13 protein-coding genes and 2 tRNA genes are annotated in these 18,505 nt (G+C 47.8%); 8 read left to right on the forward strand and 7 right to left on the reverse strand.

From position 1 onward, the window contains the following. Window positions 1–122 precede the first annotated feature (122 nt). The gene (locus AC1DYT_RS20175; RefSeq protein WP_477471326.1) at window positions 123–1,148 is read right to left on the reverse strand and encodes a WD40/YVTN/BNR-like repeat-containing protein; all 1,026 of its coding nucleotides are present in this window, start codon (window positions 1,146–1,148) and stop codon (window positions 123–125) included. Next, a complete protein-coding gene (locus AC1DYT_RS20180) occupies window positions 1,145–1,582 on the reverse strand; it encodes a DUF2147 domain-containing protein (protein ID WP_477471327.1) in 438 nt (145 codons plus the stop codon). The genes AC1DYT_RS20175 and AC1DYT_RS20180 overlap by 4 nt, the downstream gene beginning before the upstream one ends. Window positions 1,583–1,751: 169 nt before the next feature. Between AC1DYT_RS20180 and AC1DYT_RS20185 the strand changes: the two genes are divergently transcribed. From AC1DYT_RS20185 to AC1DYT_RS20195, 3 genes are all read left to right on the forward strand, one after another. Next, window positions 1,752–1,835: transfer RNA gene (locus AC1DYT_RS20185), tRNA-Leu, on the forward strand. 85 nt (window positions 1,836–1,920) lie between these two features. Continuing rightward, a tRNA-Leu gene (locus tag AC1DYT_RS20190) sits at window positions 1,921–2,004 on the forward strand. Between the two features lie 196 nt (window positions 2,005–2,200). Beyond that, window positions 2,201–2,458 carry a GIY-YIG nuclease family protein gene (locus AC1DYT_RS20195; RefSeq protein WP_477471328.1) on the forward strand — a complete coding sequence of 86 codons (258 nt, stop codon included), beginning with the start codon at window positions 2,201–2,203 and terminating at the stop codon, window positions 2,456–2,458. A gap of 353 nt (window positions 2,459–2,811) precedes the next feature. Here AC1DYT_RS20195 and AC1DYT_RS20200 read toward each other — a convergent pair whose 3' ends face one another. After that, window positions 2,812–3,930, reverse strand: a complete 1,119-nt coding sequence (locus AC1DYT_RS20200) for a redoxin domain-containing protein (protein ID WP_477471329.1) — start codon at window positions 3,928–3,930, stop codon at window positions 2,812–2,814. Window positions 3,931–4,400: 470 nt separating this feature from the next. Between AC1DYT_RS20200 and AC1DYT_RS20205 the strand changes: the two genes are divergently transcribed. Next, a complete protein-coding gene (locus tag AC1DYT_RS20205; RefSeq protein WP_477471330.1) occupies window positions 4,401–5,477 on the forward strand; it encodes a sensor histidine kinase in 1,077 nt (358 codons plus the stop codon). Further along, window positions 5,474–6,199 (forward strand): LytR/AlgR family response regulator transcription factor, encoded by a 726-nt coding sequence (locus tag AC1DYT_RS20210; protein ID WP_477471331.1) that lies wholly within the window; start codon window positions 5,474–5,476, stop codon window positions 6,197–6,199. The genes AC1DYT_RS20205 and AC1DYT_RS20210 overlap by 4 nt, the downstream gene beginning before the upstream one ends. Before the next feature lie 185 nt (window positions 6,200–6,384). On the opposite strand, the gene AC1DYT_RS20215 is transcribed toward AC1DYT_RS20210, so the two are convergent. The 4 genes from AC1DYT_RS20215 to AC1DYT_RS20230 form a co-directional block, all read right to left on the reverse strand. Further along, a complete protein-coding gene (locus AC1DYT_RS20215; RefSeq protein ID WP_477471332.1) occupies window positions 6,385–9,636 on the reverse strand; it encodes a glycosyl hydrolase in 3,252 nt (1,083 codons plus the stop codon). Between the two features lie 125 nt (window positions 9,637–9,761). Further along, window positions 9,762–10,364: a DUF1684 domain-containing protein gene (locus tag AC1DYT_RS20220; RefSeq protein ID WP_477471333.1), complete on the reverse strand. Its 603-nt coding sequence runs from the start codon at window positions 10,362–10,364 to the stop codon at window positions 9,762–9,764. Window positions 10,365–10,468: 104 nt separating this feature from the next. Beyond that, a complete protein-coding gene (locus AC1DYT_RS20225) occupies window positions 10,469–11,677 on the reverse strand; it encodes a PQQ-dependent sugar dehydrogenase (protein WP_477471334.1) in 1,209 nt (402 codons plus the stop codon). A 195-nt stretch (window positions 11,678–11,872) separates the two neighbouring features. Further along, window positions 11,873–12,883, reverse strand: a complete 1,011-nt coding sequence (locus AC1DYT_RS20230; RefSeq protein ID WP_477471335.1) for a DUF2167 domain-containing protein — start codon at window positions 12,881–12,883, stop codon at window positions 11,873–11,875. Between the two features lie 484 nt (window positions 12,884–13,367). Between AC1DYT_RS20230 and AC1DYT_RS20235 the strand changes: the two genes are divergently transcribed. The 3 genes from AC1DYT_RS20235 (at window position 13,368) to AC1DYT_RS20245 (ending at window position 18,261) form a co-directional block, all read left to right on the forward strand. After that, window positions 13,368–13,961, forward strand: a complete 594-nt coding sequence (locus AC1DYT_RS20235; RefSeq protein WP_477471336.1) for a GIN domain-containing protein — start codon at window positions 13,368–13,370, stop codon at window positions 13,959–13,961. 107 nt (window positions 13,962–14,068) lie between these two features. Continuing rightward, a complete protein-coding gene (locus AC1DYT_RS20240) occupies window positions 14,069–17,125 on the forward strand; it encodes a glycoside hydrolase domain-containing protein (protein WP_477471337.1) in 3,057 nt (1,018 codons plus the stop codon). Between the two features lie 92 nt (window positions 17,126–17,217). Next, window positions 17,218–18,261, forward strand: coding sequence for a Fic family protein (locus AC1DYT_RS20245; RefSeq protein WP_477471338.1), 1,044 nt, complete (start codon window positions 17,218–17,220; stop codon window positions 18,259–18,261). Window positions 18,262–18,505 lie beyond the last annotated feature (244 nt).

The raw sequence follows: 18,505 nt of genomic DNA on the forward strand, positions 1-18,505 counted from the left end.
CTTGTTTCGCTGCTGCCAGCGCTTCCGTTTAAAGTGGTGCAAATATACGCCGATTTTATATTGCCTGCAAGTGTATTTTAAAATTATTTTCAAGTAAAAAATAAGGCTTTCATTATCAGTTATTAAGGGGTGTAAATTCCTATTTTACCCCTGTCGCCTGCAAATAACACCAGGGTTCCCTTCTTTGCCTTACGGCAAACGTTGTAACTTTTGTCGTCTATTTTAATCCAGGATCTACCACTATTAGTGGTAATACAACTTCCGGGTGTGCCCGTGGAAATAAACGTATCGTATTTTAAATACTCTACTGATGATTGGAAACCTACAGGATGCGCGGCTGCAAGTTTCCATTCCGGCCCAATATAACCAATATTCGTTCCATAATACTCAGCTATAGAATCGGCTCTTGTTGGTTTTGAATAGTCACCGCCAACAATCACCGTGCCTTGAACTGTTGCCAGTGAAAAGGCACCCTGGCTCTGTTGCCCGTGCAACACTTTCAGGTCGGTGGCAACCCACTCACGCCGGTCCTTAAAACTGTAAGTAAGCAGGCGGCTTGCTGTGCCGCCGGTGACCAAAGCAATACCTTCTTTACTTACCCGCAGACAGGTGCCGCTTGCCGCAAAGGCCGCTTCACCTTTTAAAGCAGCAGGGGCAGTGGCCATTTCGTTCCAGGTTTCGCCGCCATCTTTGGTTTCCAGCAATAAAAACTTGCCGTTTATCGGGTCGCCCATAATAAAGCCATGCTTTTTATCTGCAAAATCCATGGCATCTAAAAAATATACGCTATCGGTTTTACGGTATTTTTCCTGCCAGGTGGCGCCGCCATCGGTGGTTTTCAATATCACTGCAGGCGTCCCCGAACTCATGATTACAGCCTCTTTGGCAGAGAAGGCTTCCACATCCCTAAAGTCGAACTTCTCGTAGCCTTTCAGCTGCTGAAAAGCCCAAGTTTTACCACCATCGTTACTAATACCCACATTACCACCGCTGCCGCTTACCCAGGCAGTGCTATCGTTTACCACAGATAAGCCTCGCATACTAACGCGGGTGCCATCATGCACCAGCTTAATAGTTTGTGCTTTTAAATTTGTGCCGATGAACAGCAATGCCGGCAATACGGCGCAGATAATGGTTTTCAGTTTCATTTTACACGTGCCCAGTTTTCGCTCCTCCCAAATAAGGATATGCCAATATAGCCACGAATTTTGAGAATATCGCCTTTCAGCGTCATTTTACAGCTGTAGGTTTTGCCCGATTTGGGATCGTAGATGGTGCCGTCTTCATACACGTCGTCGCCGTCGAAAGTAAAATCCTTCAACAACTCGATGCCCAGCTTGGGGCGCGATTGCAGGGCCTTATCGGGGTTAAGCGCATCAAGTTTTGGGTTGCCGTTGGCATCGTTGGGTTCTTTCATCCAGGCCAGCTTGCCGTAGTACTTATCGCCTTTTTTAAAAATAAGCACCTGCCCCTCGCCGCTGGGGTTTATCCATTTGCCTAAGATGGCATCGGCCTTTTGGGCGGATGCCGTAAACGCGCATGCAAGCATAAGCAGCAACGCCACACAAGTTTTCCTGATCATTGAATTATATAATTGGTTATGCCGAAGGTAGCTTTTACAGCCGTAAATGCAAAACGCAGCTTATTTTGCATTTATTTTTATTTGGATGCGCTAAAGCATTATATTTGCAGCCCGCAATAGCTGTATGGCCGCAAGCCAGCAAATATTAAAGGGAAAATCGTTCTATAATGCCCGGATGGCGAAATTGGTAAACGTTGCGGTCTCAGAAGCCGTTGAGAATTGTCTCTTGAGAGTTCGAGTCTCTCTTCGGGCACATCCATTATTAGAAGTCTTAAGTCTGGAGTTTTGAGTCTGAAGTAGGCTTAGCTTTATACTTGAGACTTTTTGTTTGATTATAGGCCCAGGTGGCGAAATTGGTAGACGCACCATCTTGAGGGGGTGGCATTCGTAAGGATGTACGAGTTCGAATCTCGTTCTGGGCACACTTAAAACCATCTTGAAGGGGGGTGGCATTCGTAAGGATGTACGAGCCTGCCTGTCGGCAGACAGGTTCGAATCTCGTTCTGGGCACACTTAAAACCATCTTGAAGGGGGTGGCATTCGTAAGGATGTACGAGTCTGCCTGGCGGCAGACAGGTTCGAATCTTTTTCTGGGCACTTCAAAAAATCTTTTCTATCATGTTTTTCGTGTATGCGATTAGCAGCTTAAGCAGGAACTATATTTATGTCGGCCTATCTTCGGATATCGAACGAAGGATTTCCGACCATAATAATGGCTACAATAAAACGACGAAGCCTTATAAACCATTCAAGACAATTTTATTGGAGGAGTATCCGACGCGAACTGAAGCAAGGCAGCGCGAAAAATACCTAAAGTCGGGCGTGGGGAAAGCTTATTTAAAAAAACGATTATCTACTGATAATAATGCCTCTTAAAACCATCTTGAGGGGGTGGCATTCGTAAGGATGTACGAGCCTGCCTGGCGGCAGACAGGTTCGAATCTCGTTCTGGGCACACTTAAAACCATCTTGAAGGGGGGGGGTGGCATTCGTAAGGATGTACGAGCCTGCCTGTCGGCAGACAGGTTCGAATCTCGTTCTGGGCACACTTAAAACCATCTTGAAGGGGGTGGCATTCGTAAGGATGTACGAGCCTGCCTGTCGACAGACAGGTTCGAATCTCGTTCTGGGCACTTCAAAAATAGCTATATCAGCTAAACACCAAATTTATTTTCAGGATTTCCCTAAGTAGAAGTTAGCTTCTGCTCAGCATTAGTTGGGGTTCTACGCTAACGGCCTTCATATAATTGCGCAATCTTTTGTTCCAGTTCTCGTCCGGTAAGGTTCTTCGCCACTATCATCCCTTTTTCATCAACTATGTAGGATAAGGGTATGTCGTTGATGGCATATGCTTTAAGTGCTGGATCCTGCCCTTTAATGGATATCAGTTGAGTCCAGGACATGCCGTCGTCCGCTACTGCTTTTTTCCAGGCCTCTTTTTTTTCGTCTACGGATACAGATATGATCTGAAGGCCCTTGGTTCGAAAAGCGCGATATAACTTTTTTAATGTAGGCGTTTGATTCCTGCACGGAACACACCAGCTGGCCCAAAAGTCAACGATCAGATAATTTTTGTGCAAAGCGGTCGAGACCACTTTGCCATTTATGTCTGATAGTGCAAAGTTCTTGAAAGCGTTCCCCGGCACAAAGGTATTTCTCGCTACGATCGTGTTTTTAAGTTCGGCGTATTTATCCATCGCTTTGTAGCGCAACGGCATTTTATCCAGGTTGCTAAGAACGGCCTCGTCACTGTAGATACGTTTGTCATATTGAGTATATGCTTCAAGTGCCGCATAAGAGTCCGGGTACGTTTTTATCAGGCTGTCCACATTCCTAAAGATCTTTTTCTGTAAAGTGTCAAGTTTACCTTTCATCAATTTTACCGAATCTGCCTTACCGGCACTGTTCATTGCCATCAGTCTGGTAAATAGTTCCTCTTCCCGGTCTTTTAGGGGGCGTAATACACTTCGGAATTTGTTCCGGATGTCAAGTTCGCGGGACCCGGTGATCACTGCAGCGTTCAGTGCGGCGGCGTCCCCGGTCAAATTGATGGGGCTTCCATCAAGAAACACAACAATAAAACGATCATTGCCTTTTAGAAAAACACTGTAGAGGCCTGCCGGGAGCGCTTTGGTATTAAAGGAAAATTCGCCTCCTTCTAATTTCACCGAATCAGCCATTGTCTTTTTACTGTTCGGGATATAAGTATCCGATGAAAGCATGAGCATTTGCTGTCCGCCATGATTGATCTTGCCGCTAATGGCCGTCGGCCTATTGTTCTGCGCTGACGCCCGCAAAGAGAATAACTGTACAATGGCAAATAGTAATATCGTTGATTTGATTTTCATAGCTGTTTATTGTTTTACGAGACCTTATATAACTCTTCTCCCGGCAACTGAAATTTTTCACGTCCGTTAGCGGTTACCGTAAGCATGCGGTATAGGGGCCAAGTTAAAGGAGGTGTACTTCAATTGAAATTTTGTTACACCAACTGCCATTTTGTAACGATGAAATCATATCGCATTTTCAAAACACGAAGAACAGGAGGCGCCCGCCGGCCGCCCCCTGTTGAGGTCACTTATTGCAAATAGTGATGTGTGTTACCGTCACTGTCGTGGTTGTGATCGGGTCTGTTTCCCTAAATTAAGGGGGCGTGCCGGTCTTTTGAAAGAAGCGATACGCCTTACATTCAGTTTCAGCGCTGTTTTAACTTTCATAGGTGATAGTTTTCGTTCAAGTTATCAGCACTAATGGAGGCGTGGAATTAAACTACACGAAACTCGCTATACTCAGGGCAAAAACGCTATTTTAGCTTACCATGGTCTATAAGAAGATTTCGTTCAAATTAAGCAACCCACAACTGCATGTGGTATCTTGGGCGCTGTTTATAAGTTATGAGGTTCTCGTCGCATATAGTTTTGGAGGAAAACTTTCATCGTTCTTTGACTACGCAGGCCATTACATGCTTAACATCGGCCTGTTCTATGCCAATACTTACCTGGTTTTGCAGCGCGCGCGCAGTAGAAGCAAAAGTTCAGTGGTGCTGGTGATCGTATTGGTTTTGCTGGAGTTTATTGTCTACATGTTATTAAAAAAAGTACTTTACGCGTGTTTGCTATATTATGGTATCTATGTTGAAGCGAACATGCCCGGATACGAAACGTTTTTTATACAAAGCTTATGGCGTTTTATTTATTTCATTGGTATAAGCACCGGCTATTGGTTTGCCTTATCTGGCATCCAACAGGCGCGCGTGATAGCCGGGCTGGAGAAACAGCGCCTGGAAGACCTCATTCAAAAAGAGACTGTTGAAAGACAACTCCTGATCGCCGAGAACAGTTATTTGAAAGCCCAGATAGATCCGCACTTTCTGTTCAATGTTTTGGGGTTCATTCATAACCAGGTCTACAAAGTATCTGCGACAGCAGGCGAGACGGTTACTTTGCTGGCCGATATGATGCACTATTCTTTTAGTAATTCACAATTAGACCAGGAAGTGACGGCCTTATCGGAGATCGAGCATATTAGGAATTACGTGACGATCAACCAGTATAGGTTCGGCCATCGCCTGAAGCTGGAACTCCGGGTCTCCGGAAATGCTGCCGATGCGAAGATACCCCCGCTACTATTGATGACCATCATTGAGAATGTCTTTAAATATGGCGAACTGGTCAATCCGGAAGAGGCCGCGGTTATTGACTTGTTTGTGGGGGAAGGGCAACTGAAGTTGTTGATCCGCAATCAAAAGAACGAGCGGCAGAATATCATCAGTTCGGGCACAGGGATGTCAAATGTGGTAAAGCGGCTCGAGCTTCACTATAAGGATAATTATGTTCTGGATATCAGAGATACCGAAAAACATTACCAACTTCAATTAACAATAATATTCAAATGATCAATTGTATCATCGTCGACGACGAATCTTATGCAACGGACACATTATCCGATTATATCAATAAATCGGGAATGCTAAATCTATTGCATACGTTCAACAGTGCTACGGCCGCCTTGCAAGTAATACTTAACGGCCCCGCTCCAGACCTGGTGTTCCTGGATATCGATATGCCTGAACTTACCGGCCTTGAACTTGCCCGGTTAATACCAGCGAATGTGGGTGTTATTTATGTGACCGCACACTCCGGTTATGCGCTCGACGCCTTCGATACAAATGTTTATGATTTCCTGCTAAAACCTGTTTCATTTGCCAAATTCATGAGGACTGTTCAAAAGGTCAACTTGATGCTTGAACAAAAAGGCCCGGAACTAACTGTTTCCCATGACCATTTTTTCATCAATCCCGGTGTAAAGAACAAGCTCATCAAAATAAATTACCCGGATATCATATACATAGAAGGATTGAAAAACTATGTTGTCATACACACCATCGCCTCAGGTAAACACGTTACCTACCTGACCATGAAAGAAATTGCTGAGGCTTTGCCAGACGACCGCTTTCTGCGGACTCATAAATCCTATGTGATCAATCTCGATCTGTTACAAAGTGTAGAGGGCAATATGGTGGTCATGCCTGATCGCCGTTCCCTTCCACTTGGAGCGGCATACAAAGATACCCTTATGCGATTCATACAAAAAAGAACTGTTGTGTCTCGCCGTTGAGTAAATCAAAGAGCGAGAGTGTTGCCGTCCGGCGGCACTTGAACAAAGTCCTGAAGACTCTTTGATTTTTAACTGCCGTTGTTGAAAATGATTACGCAAATAGCTGCTCTACATCCTACAGAATTACATGGTGAAGGCCTCCGGAATATCCAGTTTAATGGCTTTTTTACGGATTTATGCTTTTCCTAATACTTAATCACCTCAATCTTAACCGGCCCCAATAAGCCCGATTGTTGCAAACCATCATGCGCGCCCGGGCCGAACAGTACAGATGTTGGTCGTGTACCCACGGGCATCTGCGCATCGCCTATCAGCCGGTTTACCCAGTTGTTCACTACTTTTATCTCGAGTTTATTCAGTCCGGGTTTTATGGCGCGGGTTATATCTACCCGGTAGGGTGGGGTCCATGCGCCGCCTAATTCTACGCCGTTTACAAACACTTTGGCTATGGACCTGGCTAAGCCCAGATCGATGATGTAATTGCTCCCCTGCTGTATTTTGCCGGCATCGAAAGTTGTACGGTAGTAGGCCGTTCCCGAATAGTATTTGATGCTATCGTTGGCGTTTTTAGCCCAGTCTGTTAAAGTACCAAACTTTACGGGCTTTGCAGGGCCGCGCATGTTTTTATCGAAACTTACCATCCAGGTTTGGGTGATGCTGATCGTATTTAGCGGTTTGGGGTAATTCTGCCTGGTGGTATCACCTTGCGCACCTGCTTTCCTGAAGATGATGAACGCACTCTCCAGCGGGGCCAGTTGTAGAGGCACAAGGGTTGTCGCCCCGGTTTGATGATAGGCCGGCAGGCTGCGCATGGCGCCGGATGTAGCATCCCACAGTTCGGGCGTTTTACCTGTGATGCGGAACTCCGCCCCTATTTTTACGGGTGCATCTTTTTGATTAGATACGAAATACAAATCGCCCTCTTTCAGCCGTCGGTGGATAAACAAAACCTCGTCGCTGCCCATCGCCTTAAAATCGGGGATTACTTTAATCATATCCAAGGCCTGCTGCATATCCATCCCACTCATTACCATGCCTTTGCCGTAATGGTTAACCTTGGTAGTAATGCCATCCACTTTACCCCAAAGCTCGCCTGCCATGGTTTGCACCAGCTTATCTGCTGCCGGGTAACCTTTTAAGCTGGGCGACCTCGAAGGCTTCGGCCCCAACACTACTGCGCCCTGCTGCACCAGTTCTTTTATTTTGGCCAATAGTTCCGGGCGCATGGTTTCCAGTTTGGGCAAAACCAAAATGCCGTAGCTGATGCCGTTAGGCAAGGTGAGCCTGCCATTTTTTACGGTAAGCTTTTGCTTTATCACTTCGCCGTTGATGTAATCGAAAGAGTAGCCTTTGGGCAATGCCGGGTCTGTTACCCCCGTCATCTTGGGGGCATCCTCGCCAATAAAGTACGCGGCATCGGCTACATATTGGCCTTGCTGGAGCATCATGTTGCAACGTTTTAAGTACTGCAGCAGCACATCCATATCAAAAAACCAGGTGTTCAGCCTGTTGAACTCCACCCCGAACCAGGCCGTTAAACCCGGCAAGGCATCTGCGGGCTGCGATATATATACGTGCAGCAAAGTGTTGTTTATTCCCTCGGTAAAAAAGCGGTCACCGCGTTTTTTGAATAAAGCCGGGTAACGCCCAAAGGGGGCACCCGCCGCGGTGAAAGATTCGGCAGATACTTTAATCTTGCCATAAATATGCGCCGATGAGGATGCTGCGCGGTTTTCTATATCGCCAAGGTCGCCTTCGCTCCAAAACTCACCCCCTATCTCGTCAGATTGCCCTCCGTACTGCAAAAACTCGCCGGGGTAACCCCAATGCCCATAATTCTCCAGCCAGGTGGTCAGGCCGTTCTTATGGCTTATTCGGCGCAGGCCGCCCACGTATTTGTAAGAGACATCATCGGCAATCAGCCGTCTCAGGTCCCAAAGAAAACGGTCGGCCATATCTATATTGCCAATCACTTTGCCCTGCAACACGGGGAGATAGGGCGTTGGGTCGTAATTGTAGGCTTGTTTAAACTCGGCAATTAGGTTATCCGTCCAGTTCTGGCTGCCGGTTTCGTAGCTATCCTCCACCACCACTTTCCAGGTTTTTCGGTCCTGCGCGGGGATGCGTTTCAATATCTCGCCCATAAAGGCGTTGAAGTGGGCCGTAACGTGCTGCGTGCTCATCTTGTCTACCTCCAGTCCCCGGCCTTCGGGCGGCGACGGCGAATTGGTAACGGTAGTGGGTGCCATCCCTGTGCGCTCTATTATCCAATTGCCGGCAGGCACCTGCCAGCTAAACGTACCATCTGCGGTCATGTCGGCAGATATATCCTGTACCTTGTTAGGGTCGATGGCATATTTGTTTGGGTCGCTCGGCTGTAAGGGCCATTGGTAGGCCGTCCAGAACGGGTGCGGCGTGGGCCACATTTTGGCCAGCGTTTTCTCGAGGTAACTATCTACCACCGGCACTGCCGATAATTTCAATCCCATTAGCCCCGAATTGCCCGACACCCGGGTAAACACTACCCTGAAATTGGTTGCCGTAGTTGTAGGTACCCAAATGGTTGCGGGGCCGTATGGGGTAAACCCGGTGTTGAGTTCGGGGTTGGTACGGTCTATCTCGAAATGCTTTAGGGTTACGTAGCCGCCGTTGGTTTTGGCCTGCACATCGCCTATCAGATACACCGGCTGCTGGCTGGTGTTTATTATCACACTTCGAAGAGTGTAAGCCGTCTCTACATTCACATCTACCGAAAATTTGATGCCCGCTTTAAGCCTGATGCCCGTATGTTCGTTATCGTCGAATAAATTGCTCAGGGAATCTACAGCGGGGGTGGATGCCGTTTGTGGTATTAAGGCAGTTATATCTGCCGCATAATCGGCGGCTACGGGGTAGGCTATTACCTTCACGTCCTGGAAATCATCCTTGGGTTTTACCAACTTCTGCTTCAGCAATACCGGCCCTTTTACCATTAACTGCGATGAAGTTAAATAGCGCATTGCCTGCTGCGGCTTAACCCATGGCCCGCCGGATTGGCTCCAGCCCGGGCTGTTGAATATACCGATCTGGATATTGAGCCGCGTAGCTGTTTTGAGAGCCGTGTGCAGGATATCCCACCACTCGTTTGAAAACATCTTCACTTTGCCGTCGGGCACGTTGTCGAGCCCGATGTTGCCGATGAAGGCCCGGTTGATGCCGACTTTCTTCATGGCCTCCAAATCTTTTATAACGCCTTCCTTGGAGATATTACCCGATATCCAATACCAATACACGCTTGTCTGCACCGAATCGGGGATGGTTGCAAAACCAGTCTGCAGTGCTTTGAAGCTGTTTGAAAAGTATGGCGATGGCTTGCGGGCCTTAATGGTTTGGGCCTGGGTTTGGTTGGCAGCGATAGCCAAAAACGCCATAAAAAAGCAGGTTTTTTTGAAGGACATGGGTAGCATAATGAATAGCCGGGAGGCATTGCCCGGCTATTTAAATGCTGAAATTACAAAAACCTGAGTGATTGCAAAACTTTTTGCTAAAACGATTAAGCTTTTCTTTAAAACTACACTTCAACTCAATGCCCAACCTCTTTAGCGTACTTCTTTTCGCCTGCGGCAATGGCTACCTGCAACTGATTTTCGTCGGGCGGTTTGGGGCATGAGTAGCCGCCGGCAAAGGCACAGTAAGGGTTGTATGCCTTATTAAAATCGATGACAACCGTGCCGTTTTTAAAATCGCCCTCGCGCAGGTCGATGTATCGGCCGCCGCCATAGGTGTCGTGGCCGTTGGTGCCATCGGTAAAGGGCAGGAACAGGTAATCGGCGTAGGCAGGAATTTTAGCCAGAGCCGGGCTGCGGTAAACCGAAAGCGTAACAGGTTTGCCGTGCACCGTCATATTCAATACTGCATACTTTACGTATTCGCTGCCTGCGCCGGCAAAAGCGGGTATCACGAACGTGGCCGGGTTGGCCACCAGTTGCGCCTTAGCTACTACTTTATAAGTGCTATCTGCATCATAAAAACGCAGGTATTGCAGGTCCTCCTTTTTTAGGGGCGAGCTTTTATCCTCCAAAAAATCGGCCATATACTTTTGGCGATAAGCCGCAATCTCGGCTTTATGGTTTTGCCCGAAAGCGAAGCTGGTAGAAAGCAGCAGTAATATCGATAAGTATTTCATATAGTTCATGGTTGATAGTTCATAGATAATGGTTCATAGGTAATCGTTGATGGTTTATAGTAGCTTCTGCAATGAACTATAAACCATCAACTATGAACTAATCCCTACTTCCCTATCCGGTACAGCTTGCCGCTGTCAGTTACACCGTACAGGTTGCCGTCTTTACCGGTAACCAGGGCGCGCCAGCGTTCGCCTTTATCTTTAAACAAACGTTCTTCGCCCACCACTTTATCGTTTACGATAACCACCCTGGCTATATGCGAGCCGCCCAGGCCGCCTACGAACAGGTTGTTCTTCCACTCAGGGATTGCGCTGCCGGTATAAAAGGTAATGCCTGCCGGCGATATACTGGGGTCCCAATAGTAAACCGGCTGTGTCATGCCCTCTTTTTGCTGTATGCCCTCGCCAACTTTGCTGCCGCCGTACTCAATGCCATAGGTAATTACAGGCCAGCCATAGTTTTTGCCTGCACGGATGATATTGATCTCGTCGCCACCGCGCGGGCCGAATTCAGCTTCCCAAAGTTCGCCGGTCACAGGGTTCCAGTCCATCCCCTCGGGGTTGCGGAAACCGTAAGCAAAAATCTCGGGCAGCGCACCTGCCTTGCCCGCGAACGGACCGCCCGCTACGGGCTTGCCTTCTTTGGTAATGTGTATCACCTTGCCTATGCTTGCGCCAAGGTCCTGCGCTTTCATACGGATATCTGCGCCCGAACGCTCGCCGGTGCTTACGAACAAATTGCCCTGCTTATCAAACAAAATGCGCGAGCCGTATTGCAGCGTACCGCTGTAAGCCGGGCGGGCACGGTATATCACTTGTATGTTCTCTATTTTGGTTTCGTCGGCCGATAATTTGCCTTTGGCAATGGCCAGCGCGTAGCCATCGGTGCCGGCTTCGGCATAATCCCAGTACAACATGCGGTTGCTGGCGAAGGCAGCGTCGAGGTTTACATCCAGCAAACCACCCTGACCCTGAAATACGACGGCAGGTAAGCCTGTTATAGTTTTATCGGCCTGCCCGTTAGCTTTCAGTATGCGCATGGTACCGCCCTTCTCAGTGATAAGGAAACGCCCATCAGGCAGTACGCGCAGGCCAAACGGACTTTTCAAATCGGTAGAGATAACGGTTGCCGATACAGCAGCCCTGGTTTTAACGCCCGCTATACGCGTTTGCCCTTTAAAAGCCGACTGGTAGCCGCTGTTGGGCGATTTGGTTTCTACCGGGTCGCCATCGTTTTGCTGGGCACAGGCCGTAATCACGGTTGATATAAGCCCGAGACTAAAAATAATCTTCTTGCAGGATGTTGATAACATAGTACGGTGTTTAATATGGAGAGATGCGTTTAATTGCCTAAAAATAGGCTTTAGTTTTGAGAACAGCCCGCACCCTATTTAAGTTTGGCATCGCGTAAGCAAATCGTTACGATGCACGCGGTTAAACAAGCTGCAACCTGGCGAAAAAAAAGGGCCTGCTTTTGAGCAGGCCCCGGGGCATATGGCCAGGCCATCTTATGATTGATGCGGTTTATCCGTCCCTTCCGGGCCGGTTCCTGTAGTCGGCGGCTCTTCCTCAGCTTTAGCTTCTTCCTCTTTGGTTCCCTCGGCCAGTTCATCAAAGGCAGCTATCGGCTCCTTTTCGTCCTCGGCAGCAGGCGTAATAGGTTCTTTGCTGCTTCTGCCGGTAAAGAATTTTTTGATGGCGCTGCCCGCTGCAACAAAGCCAATGGCTATCAGCTTCCAAAACTTAAGCGCGAGGGCAAAAAAGCCCACTTTGGCCAGTATCTTGCCGGCCACCAGGCCACCTATGGTCCATGCGGCAACATTGTCTATGCTCGAGTCGAAGTTGGTGTATTTGTTGCCATCGGTAAACTCAACCATGGTAAGCACCTGCGGCACGCCGGTTTTTACGGCTGCAAGCTCGTTCATGGTGGCAATAGCATTCAATATCAACACGCCTTTGCGGCCCAGCACGCGTACGTTGTAGTTGAGGGTATTCACGCTATCGGTACCGAATTTCACCTCCTTGGCCCAATGCAGTATATGCTTATCGCCATCGTAGTAAGGTTTGGCGGCCCAGCCTATGATGGTAATGGGCGGGAAGCCGGCTTTCTCGCGCTCGGGGTTCTCTTCTTTGGTTTCGGTTTGCAGCTTGGTGAGCATATCGTCGTAGTCTACGTCTTTGGCATCATCGTCTTTTACGTAACCGATGGCATCGTACTGGATGTTGAAGACGTAGCCGCCGCTGAGGATGCCGTTTTCTTCGGGCATGATGAAGCCCAGGGTCGGCGTTTTGGGATTGCCCCAAACATCGGTAAGTACTTTAGCGGCCTGTACCGAATCGAGGTACTTGAAGCCTTTGGGGATGGTTACCGTAGCAATGCCATCGCCAACTTTGATGGTGCCGTGCTTGTAGGTAAATTGTTTTTCGAAAGCAGCCATCTTAATAGCCGTGCTATCCTGCGCCAGTGCAGCGTGCGCATAGAGGCCTAAGAAAACGATGAGGGCGTAAAGTTTTTTCATGCAATAAGGGTTAGTTCTGTTAAGCCTTAAAGATATATCATCGGCATCAAACCCTAAAATTATCGTAACATTTTTTTCAGTTGAAAAAGTCCATAACAACATTTACCGACGAACAGCACGTAAACGCCTATACTCTTCGCAAAAAATCTCACCGCCATCCCCGTTTTACGCCGCCAAATTTTGAGCAAGCAGCCAAATGTCCTTTCGCCCGCGTGCCAAAAAATGCAAAACCTGCAATTAAAGGGATCATAAACACCTCAAAACAAGTATAAAAATCATTAAAATGGCTCTTTTTTGCAACATTTTTAAATAGTGTATTTATTACACTAAGATGACCCTGCCCATCAAAATAAACCTCACCTTTGCAGCGAATTAAAAGGCATAGAAACACAAGCCCAAGTAAAGGGTAAAAGAGCCCGATAATTCAGTCGTATCCGAAAAGAGAGTGATACGATTCGACGCAAAACCATAAAATAACATGACGATGAAAATGAAAAACCTATTCTTAACCGCAATTTCAATTATTGCCTTAAGCACCACCGCACCAGTTTACGCCAATACCATAAAAGACGATGCCTTTACTATATTAGAAGATGTTGGCACCATCAGCAGCATTGAAGTACACGGCAACGTGCAGCTATTTGTGAGCGATGCCCCTGCCGATGTGATAAAAGTTTACAACAAGTACTACGCTGAGAACGCGCTTATCCAAAACAAAGGCGGCGCATTGCGCATCTCTTCTTATAACGACGAGAAACTGGTAATATGGGTAAAAGCTACCGACCTGCGTTCGGTATCGTTGTTCGACAATGCGCAGATCGTATCATTCGGCACGCTGTCTAAAATCGATTTCAGCATCGATTTACACAACAATGCCCAGGCACAAATTACCGTAAATGCATTTAAGCTTACCGTAGCAGTTAAGAACAACGCTAAAGCCGATATCAAAGGCAGCACCGAAGAGCTTTACCTTAACCGCGATGCAGCCCAGAACGTTGCCACCAATGACCTTGCAGTATTGAACCTTCACCAAAACAAAGTTATTGCTGCAGCAGGCAAACAAGTAAGCGCGATATAATCTTTCCAGATTTTAAGCTTCGATAAAAGATAAGAAGAGCCGCCACGGAAATGGGCGGCTTTTTTTGTTAATTTGGGCAGGTAAACGCTACCCAAAGCCCGCGCCATATGAATCGCCTGATAAAAGCCCTCGCCTTTTGCTGCATGTTGTTAATAGCCTGCAACATCGCATCTGCACAAACCGTAAAATACGTTAACGGCAACAACAGTTGGGACCCCGATTCATTAGGCAATCACCGCGCAGTGGTGAACGTGACAGTAGCCGCGCCCGCAAGCAAAGTATTTATCCCCTGGCGCAGGCACGATGCCCCTACAAACAAGCAAATCATCGTGGTAGATGCTAAAACCAATAAACGCATACTCAACGTAAAGGCAGATGCTATCTCGCAGGAGAGTGGCACCATCTGGTTCGAGCCTACCTCCGGTGCGGGCAAATACTATGTTTATTACATGCCTTACAAGGTAACTGCCCGCAGCAATTACCCTAAAGCGGTTTACCTGCCGCAGCAAAATACGGCATCGACCGCCTGGCTGGCAAAAACGGCTAAGGCTGCTCCTGCCACGCTGCTCTACCTCGAAGCTGTAAACGCAATGAACAGCTTTTACCCTATGGAGGTAATTGCTACCAAGGCAGAAGTTGCAGCCTTAAACAAAAGCCGCAAGCCCTACCTTGTTTTCACCGAGGACAGGCAGCACCCCATCAAAATGACGCATTACCTGCCTCAACGCTGGGTTAAAAGAAGCCTGACACCCACGTTCAGCGGCTCGGCAGCAAGGGGCGAGAATTATAGTTTCCAATTGGGGGTATATGCCGCTACTCAGGATTTGAAGAATGTGCGGGTTACTTTTACGGACCTGAAAGATGCGAAAGGCCACCCCATATACGGATTGGGTATGCGCTGCCTTAATACCCAGGGAACCGCCTATGATGGCACCTACCTCGATAAGACCGTTGATGTTGCCAAAGGCGATATTCAGGCCCTGTGGTGCCTGCTTGATGTACCCGCTACAACAACAGCCGGCGTTTACAGCGGCAAAGCTACCGTTACAGCCGATGGCGCCCCTGCCACTACCGTAATGCTAAGCATCACCGTAAAAAAGCAAACCGCCCTCAACGGCGGCGTTAATCACCCCGAGCTGCAAACCCGCCTCACATGGCTAAACTCCACCCTCGCGCAGCAAAATGATGTGATAAAACCCTACATCCCCCTAACAGTTGACGATAAAACCATCAGCCTGCTGGGACGTAAAGTGATACTTGGCGACAATGGGTTTCCCAAACAAATACAAACGTTCTTCACGCCGGAAATGACCAGTACTACCGATGTAGCTAAGAATATTTTGGGCGAGGGCATCCATTTTCATATTATCAATGCAGCTACGCATAAGGATGTTATTTTTAAGGGCTATACAGGCGATGTGGATGTCTTTAGCGCCAAAACCGGCGATATAGTAGCAAGGAAAAAATATCGGAACGGCTTTTCTTTCGATTACGATAATAAGCCTGGTATGGTAAAATGGGATGCAATCGATACTTCAGATGTGCTGGACATGGAGGTTAACGGAAGCGTCGAATTCGACGGCTACATGAACTATTTCGTGAGGTTTACCGCAAAACAGGATATCTCCCTCGACGATATCAAACTCCACATCCCCTTTGATACCGCTGCAGCCAAATACCTCATGGGCCTGAACCAAAAAGGAGGCCTGCGCCCCGATACGCTCAACTGGAAATGGGACGTGGCCAAAAAGAACCAGGACGGCGCCTGGATTGGCGAAGTGAACGCGGGCCTGCAATACTCCCTGCGCGATCAGCATTACGTGCGCCCCCTCAACACTAACTTCTACCTGCAAAAACCGCTTTTGTTACCTACCAGCTGGGGTAACGAGGGCAAGGGCGGCATCAACATCAAACGGAAAGGAAAAAACATCCTGGCCGACAATTACAGCGGGCCGCGTACCATGAAGAAAGGCGATGTGCTGTACTACAACTTCACGTTGCTCATCACCCCCTTCCACCCCATCAATACCGATTTCCAGTGGAGCACGCGTTTTTACCACAAGTACAACAACCTGGATAGCATCAAAGCTACCGGCGCAACCGTGGTGAACATACACCACGCTACGCCCGTCAACCCTACCATCAATTACCCCTTCATCGCCCACAATGCCATGAAGCGTTATATCGATTCGGCACACAAGCTGGGCCTCAAGGTGAAGATCTACAACACCGTACGCGAGCTGAGCAACAGCGCCTACGAAACCTTCCCGATGCGCAGCCTTGGTCACGAGATCTACTCGCCGGGCAAAGGCGGCGGCTACTCCTGGCTACAGGAACACCTGGGCGATGATTACATTGCCGCCTGGTACGTACCCGAAATTAAGGATGCCGCCATCGTAAACAGCGGCATGAGCCGCTGGCACAACTATTATGTAGAGGGCATGAACTGGCTGGTGCAAAACGTGGGTATCGACGGGATTTACCTGGACGATGTGGCTTTCGACCGCATCACCATGAAACGTATTAAACGTGTGCTTACGCAGGATGGGCACCCCGGCATTATCGACCTCCACAGCGCCAACCAATACAACAAAAGCGACGGCTTTAACAACAGCGCCAACCTGTATATGGAGCACTTCCCTTACCTTAACCGGCTGTGGTTTGGCGAGTACTTCGATTACGAAAAGAACTCCCCCGATTTCTTCCTCACCGAGGTATCGGGCATCCCCTTCGGCCTGATGGGCGAAATGCTGCAGGACGGCGGCAACCCATGGCGCGGCATGGTATTCGGCATGACCAACCGCATGCCCTGGAGCGATAACGCCGACCCGCGCCCCATCTGGCAAGCCTGGGACCAATTTGGCATGCAGGGCAGCAAGATGATAGGCTACTGGGTACCTAACAGTCCCGTAAAAACCAACAACCCCAAAGTACTGGCAACCGTGTACAAAAAAGACAAGAAAGCCCTCGTAGCCATAGCCAGCTGGGCCGATACCGAGACCAGCATCAAACTCACCATCGACTGGAAAGCCCTCGGCATCGACCCCACAAAGGCCAAAATAACCGCGCAACCCATCAAAAACTTCCAGCAGGCCAATATATTCCCCGTCGATGGAGAGATACCGGTGGCAAAGGGTAAGGGATTGTTGCTGGTGGTGGAGTAGGCTGGGGATTTATATTCTGCAAGCTTACGGATCACTTATAGTTCTTTGCGGCTCTTTACGGCCCATCCTGTCGCTTTTTTATATATTTGTATATGAGTTTCGTTGATGTACACACTTTAAGAATTTGTCTTGATTGGGAATTAATAGCACTTATTAGTGATATAGACCGTTTCGATGCCGAATGGCAATCTATAGAGCGACGAGAGGGACAAAGCTTAAAAGAGTTAAAATCGATTGCGACGGTGAGAAGTGTTGGCGCATCGACACGTATTGAAGGCTCGAAGTTGAGTAATGAAGAAGTAGATGTGCTTTTAAAGAATCTCGACATATCGAAGTTAGAAGAACGAGACAAGCAGGAGGTTGTAGGTTACTTTGAAGTACTGGACATTATTGGTGAGGCGTATCAAGATATACAAATCAGTGAAAATGGAATAAAAGGTTTACACAATCAGCTTATGCGTTATAGTACTAAAGACCAATGGCATAAAGGCGATTATAAACAGCAAAGCAATTCGGTAGAAGCTCAAATGCCGGATGGAACATCTCAAATTATATTCAAAACAACAAGCCCCGGTTTTGCAACAGAAGATGCAATGCGTGCCATGATATCTTGGTATGATACAGATGCGGAAATCCACCCATTAGTAAAGTGTGCGTTATTCAGTTATGAATTTGTAAGCATTCATCCTTTTCAGGATGGCAATGGTAGGTTAAGCCGTCTATTGGCGACATTGCTCTTACGTAAACATAATTATCACTGGATTCAGTACGTGAGCCTTGAGCATGAAATCGAGCATCAGAAAAATGAATATTATCGCGTCCTCAGAAGCTGTCAGGCGAACCGCCCCAATGAAGATGTAACTGAATGGGTGCTGTTTTTTTTAAACTGCCTTAAAACAGTGCATGTTTCGCTTATGCAGAAACTACAAACGCATGGTGCAGAACAACAATTAAGTAGACGGGAACGTGCAATCCTTTTATTAATTGGTAATCATCCGGGTATTCGGTCTGGAGAGATTAACTCAAAACTGGGTTTGAATATTTCCTCTACCAAACGCGCCTTAAATGATTTAGTTGAAAAGAAAATGATTGAGAAAGAAGGCGTTGGTAGAGGTACCAGCTATAATTTATTATAGCAAATTACGTATCATTATCGCACATTTACGGCTCTTTCCGGTCCAGAATATGTAAAGTTAGCTTAATGGGGAGTAGCTGGTGGGGAGCGGGGCCTAGTTGACGGTTCTAAATGATTTCGCTACCCCTGCCACAGAGAGGCATCTTTGTTAAGTCCTCGCTGCCGCATTGTCTCCAACTTGTGGCCCGCACGCAAGATAGCCACCATGCAAAGCTGCAGCTATTATCGGAGATTGGTTGTCCCCC

The organism is Mucilaginibacter sp. P1_D10 (assembly GCF_056406215.1).

Bases quoted from the DNA above. Each gene is read 5' to 3' on its own strand.
- AC1DYT_RS20220 (WP_477471333.1), bottom strand. From the start codon at position 10,364: ATGAAATACTTATCGATATTACTGCTGCTTTCTACCAGCTTCGCTTTC.
- AC1DYT_RS20205 (WP_477471330.1), top strand. From the start codon at position 4,401: ATGGTCTATAAGAAGATTTCGTTCAAATTAAGCAACCCACAACTGCAT.
- AC1DYT_RS20230 (WP_477471335.1), bottom strand. From the start codon at position 12,883: ATGAAAAAACTTTACGCCCTCATCGTTTTCTTAGGCCTCTATGCGCAC.
- AC1DYT_RS20175 (WP_477471326.1), bottom strand. From the start codon at position 1,148: ATGAAACTGAAAACCATTATCTGCGCCGTATTGCCGGCATTGCTGTTC.
- AC1DYT_RS20180 (WP_477471327.1), bottom strand. From the start codon at position 1,582: ATGATCAGGAAAACTTGTGTGGCGTTGCTGCTTATGCTTGCATGCGCG.
- AC1DYT_RS20235 (WP_477471336.1), top strand. From the start codon at position 13,368: ATGAAAATGAAAAACCTATTCTTAACCGCAATTTCAATTATTGCCTTA.
- AC1DYT_RS20245 (WP_477471338.1), top strand. From the start codon at position 17,218: ATGAGTTTCGTTGATGTACACACTTTAAGAATTTGTCTTGATTGGGAA.
- AC1DYT_RS20210 (WP_477471331.1), top strand. From the start codon at position 5,474: ATGATCAATTGTATCATCGTCGACGACGAATCTTATGCAACGGACACA.
- AC1DYT_RS20240 (WP_477471337.1), top strand. From the start codon at position 14,069: ATGAATCGCCTGATAAAAGCCCTCGCCTTTTGCTGCATGTTGTTAATA.
- AC1DYT_RS20225 (WP_477471334.1), bottom strand. From the start codon at position 11,677: ATGTTATCAACATCCTGCAAGAAGATTATTTTTAGTCTCGGGCTTATA.
- AC1DYT_RS20200 (WP_477471329.1), bottom strand. From the start codon at position 3,930: ATGAAAATCAAATCAACGATATTACTATTTGCCATTGTACAGTTATTC.
- AC1DYT_RS20195 (WP_477471328.1), top strand. From the start codon at position 2,201: ATGTTTTTCGTGTATGCGATTAGCAGCTTAAGCAGGAACTATATTTAT.
- AC1DYT_RS20215 (WP_477471332.1), bottom strand. From the start codon at position 9,636: ATGTCCTTCAAAAAAACCTGCTTTTTTATGGCGTTTTTGGCTATCGCT.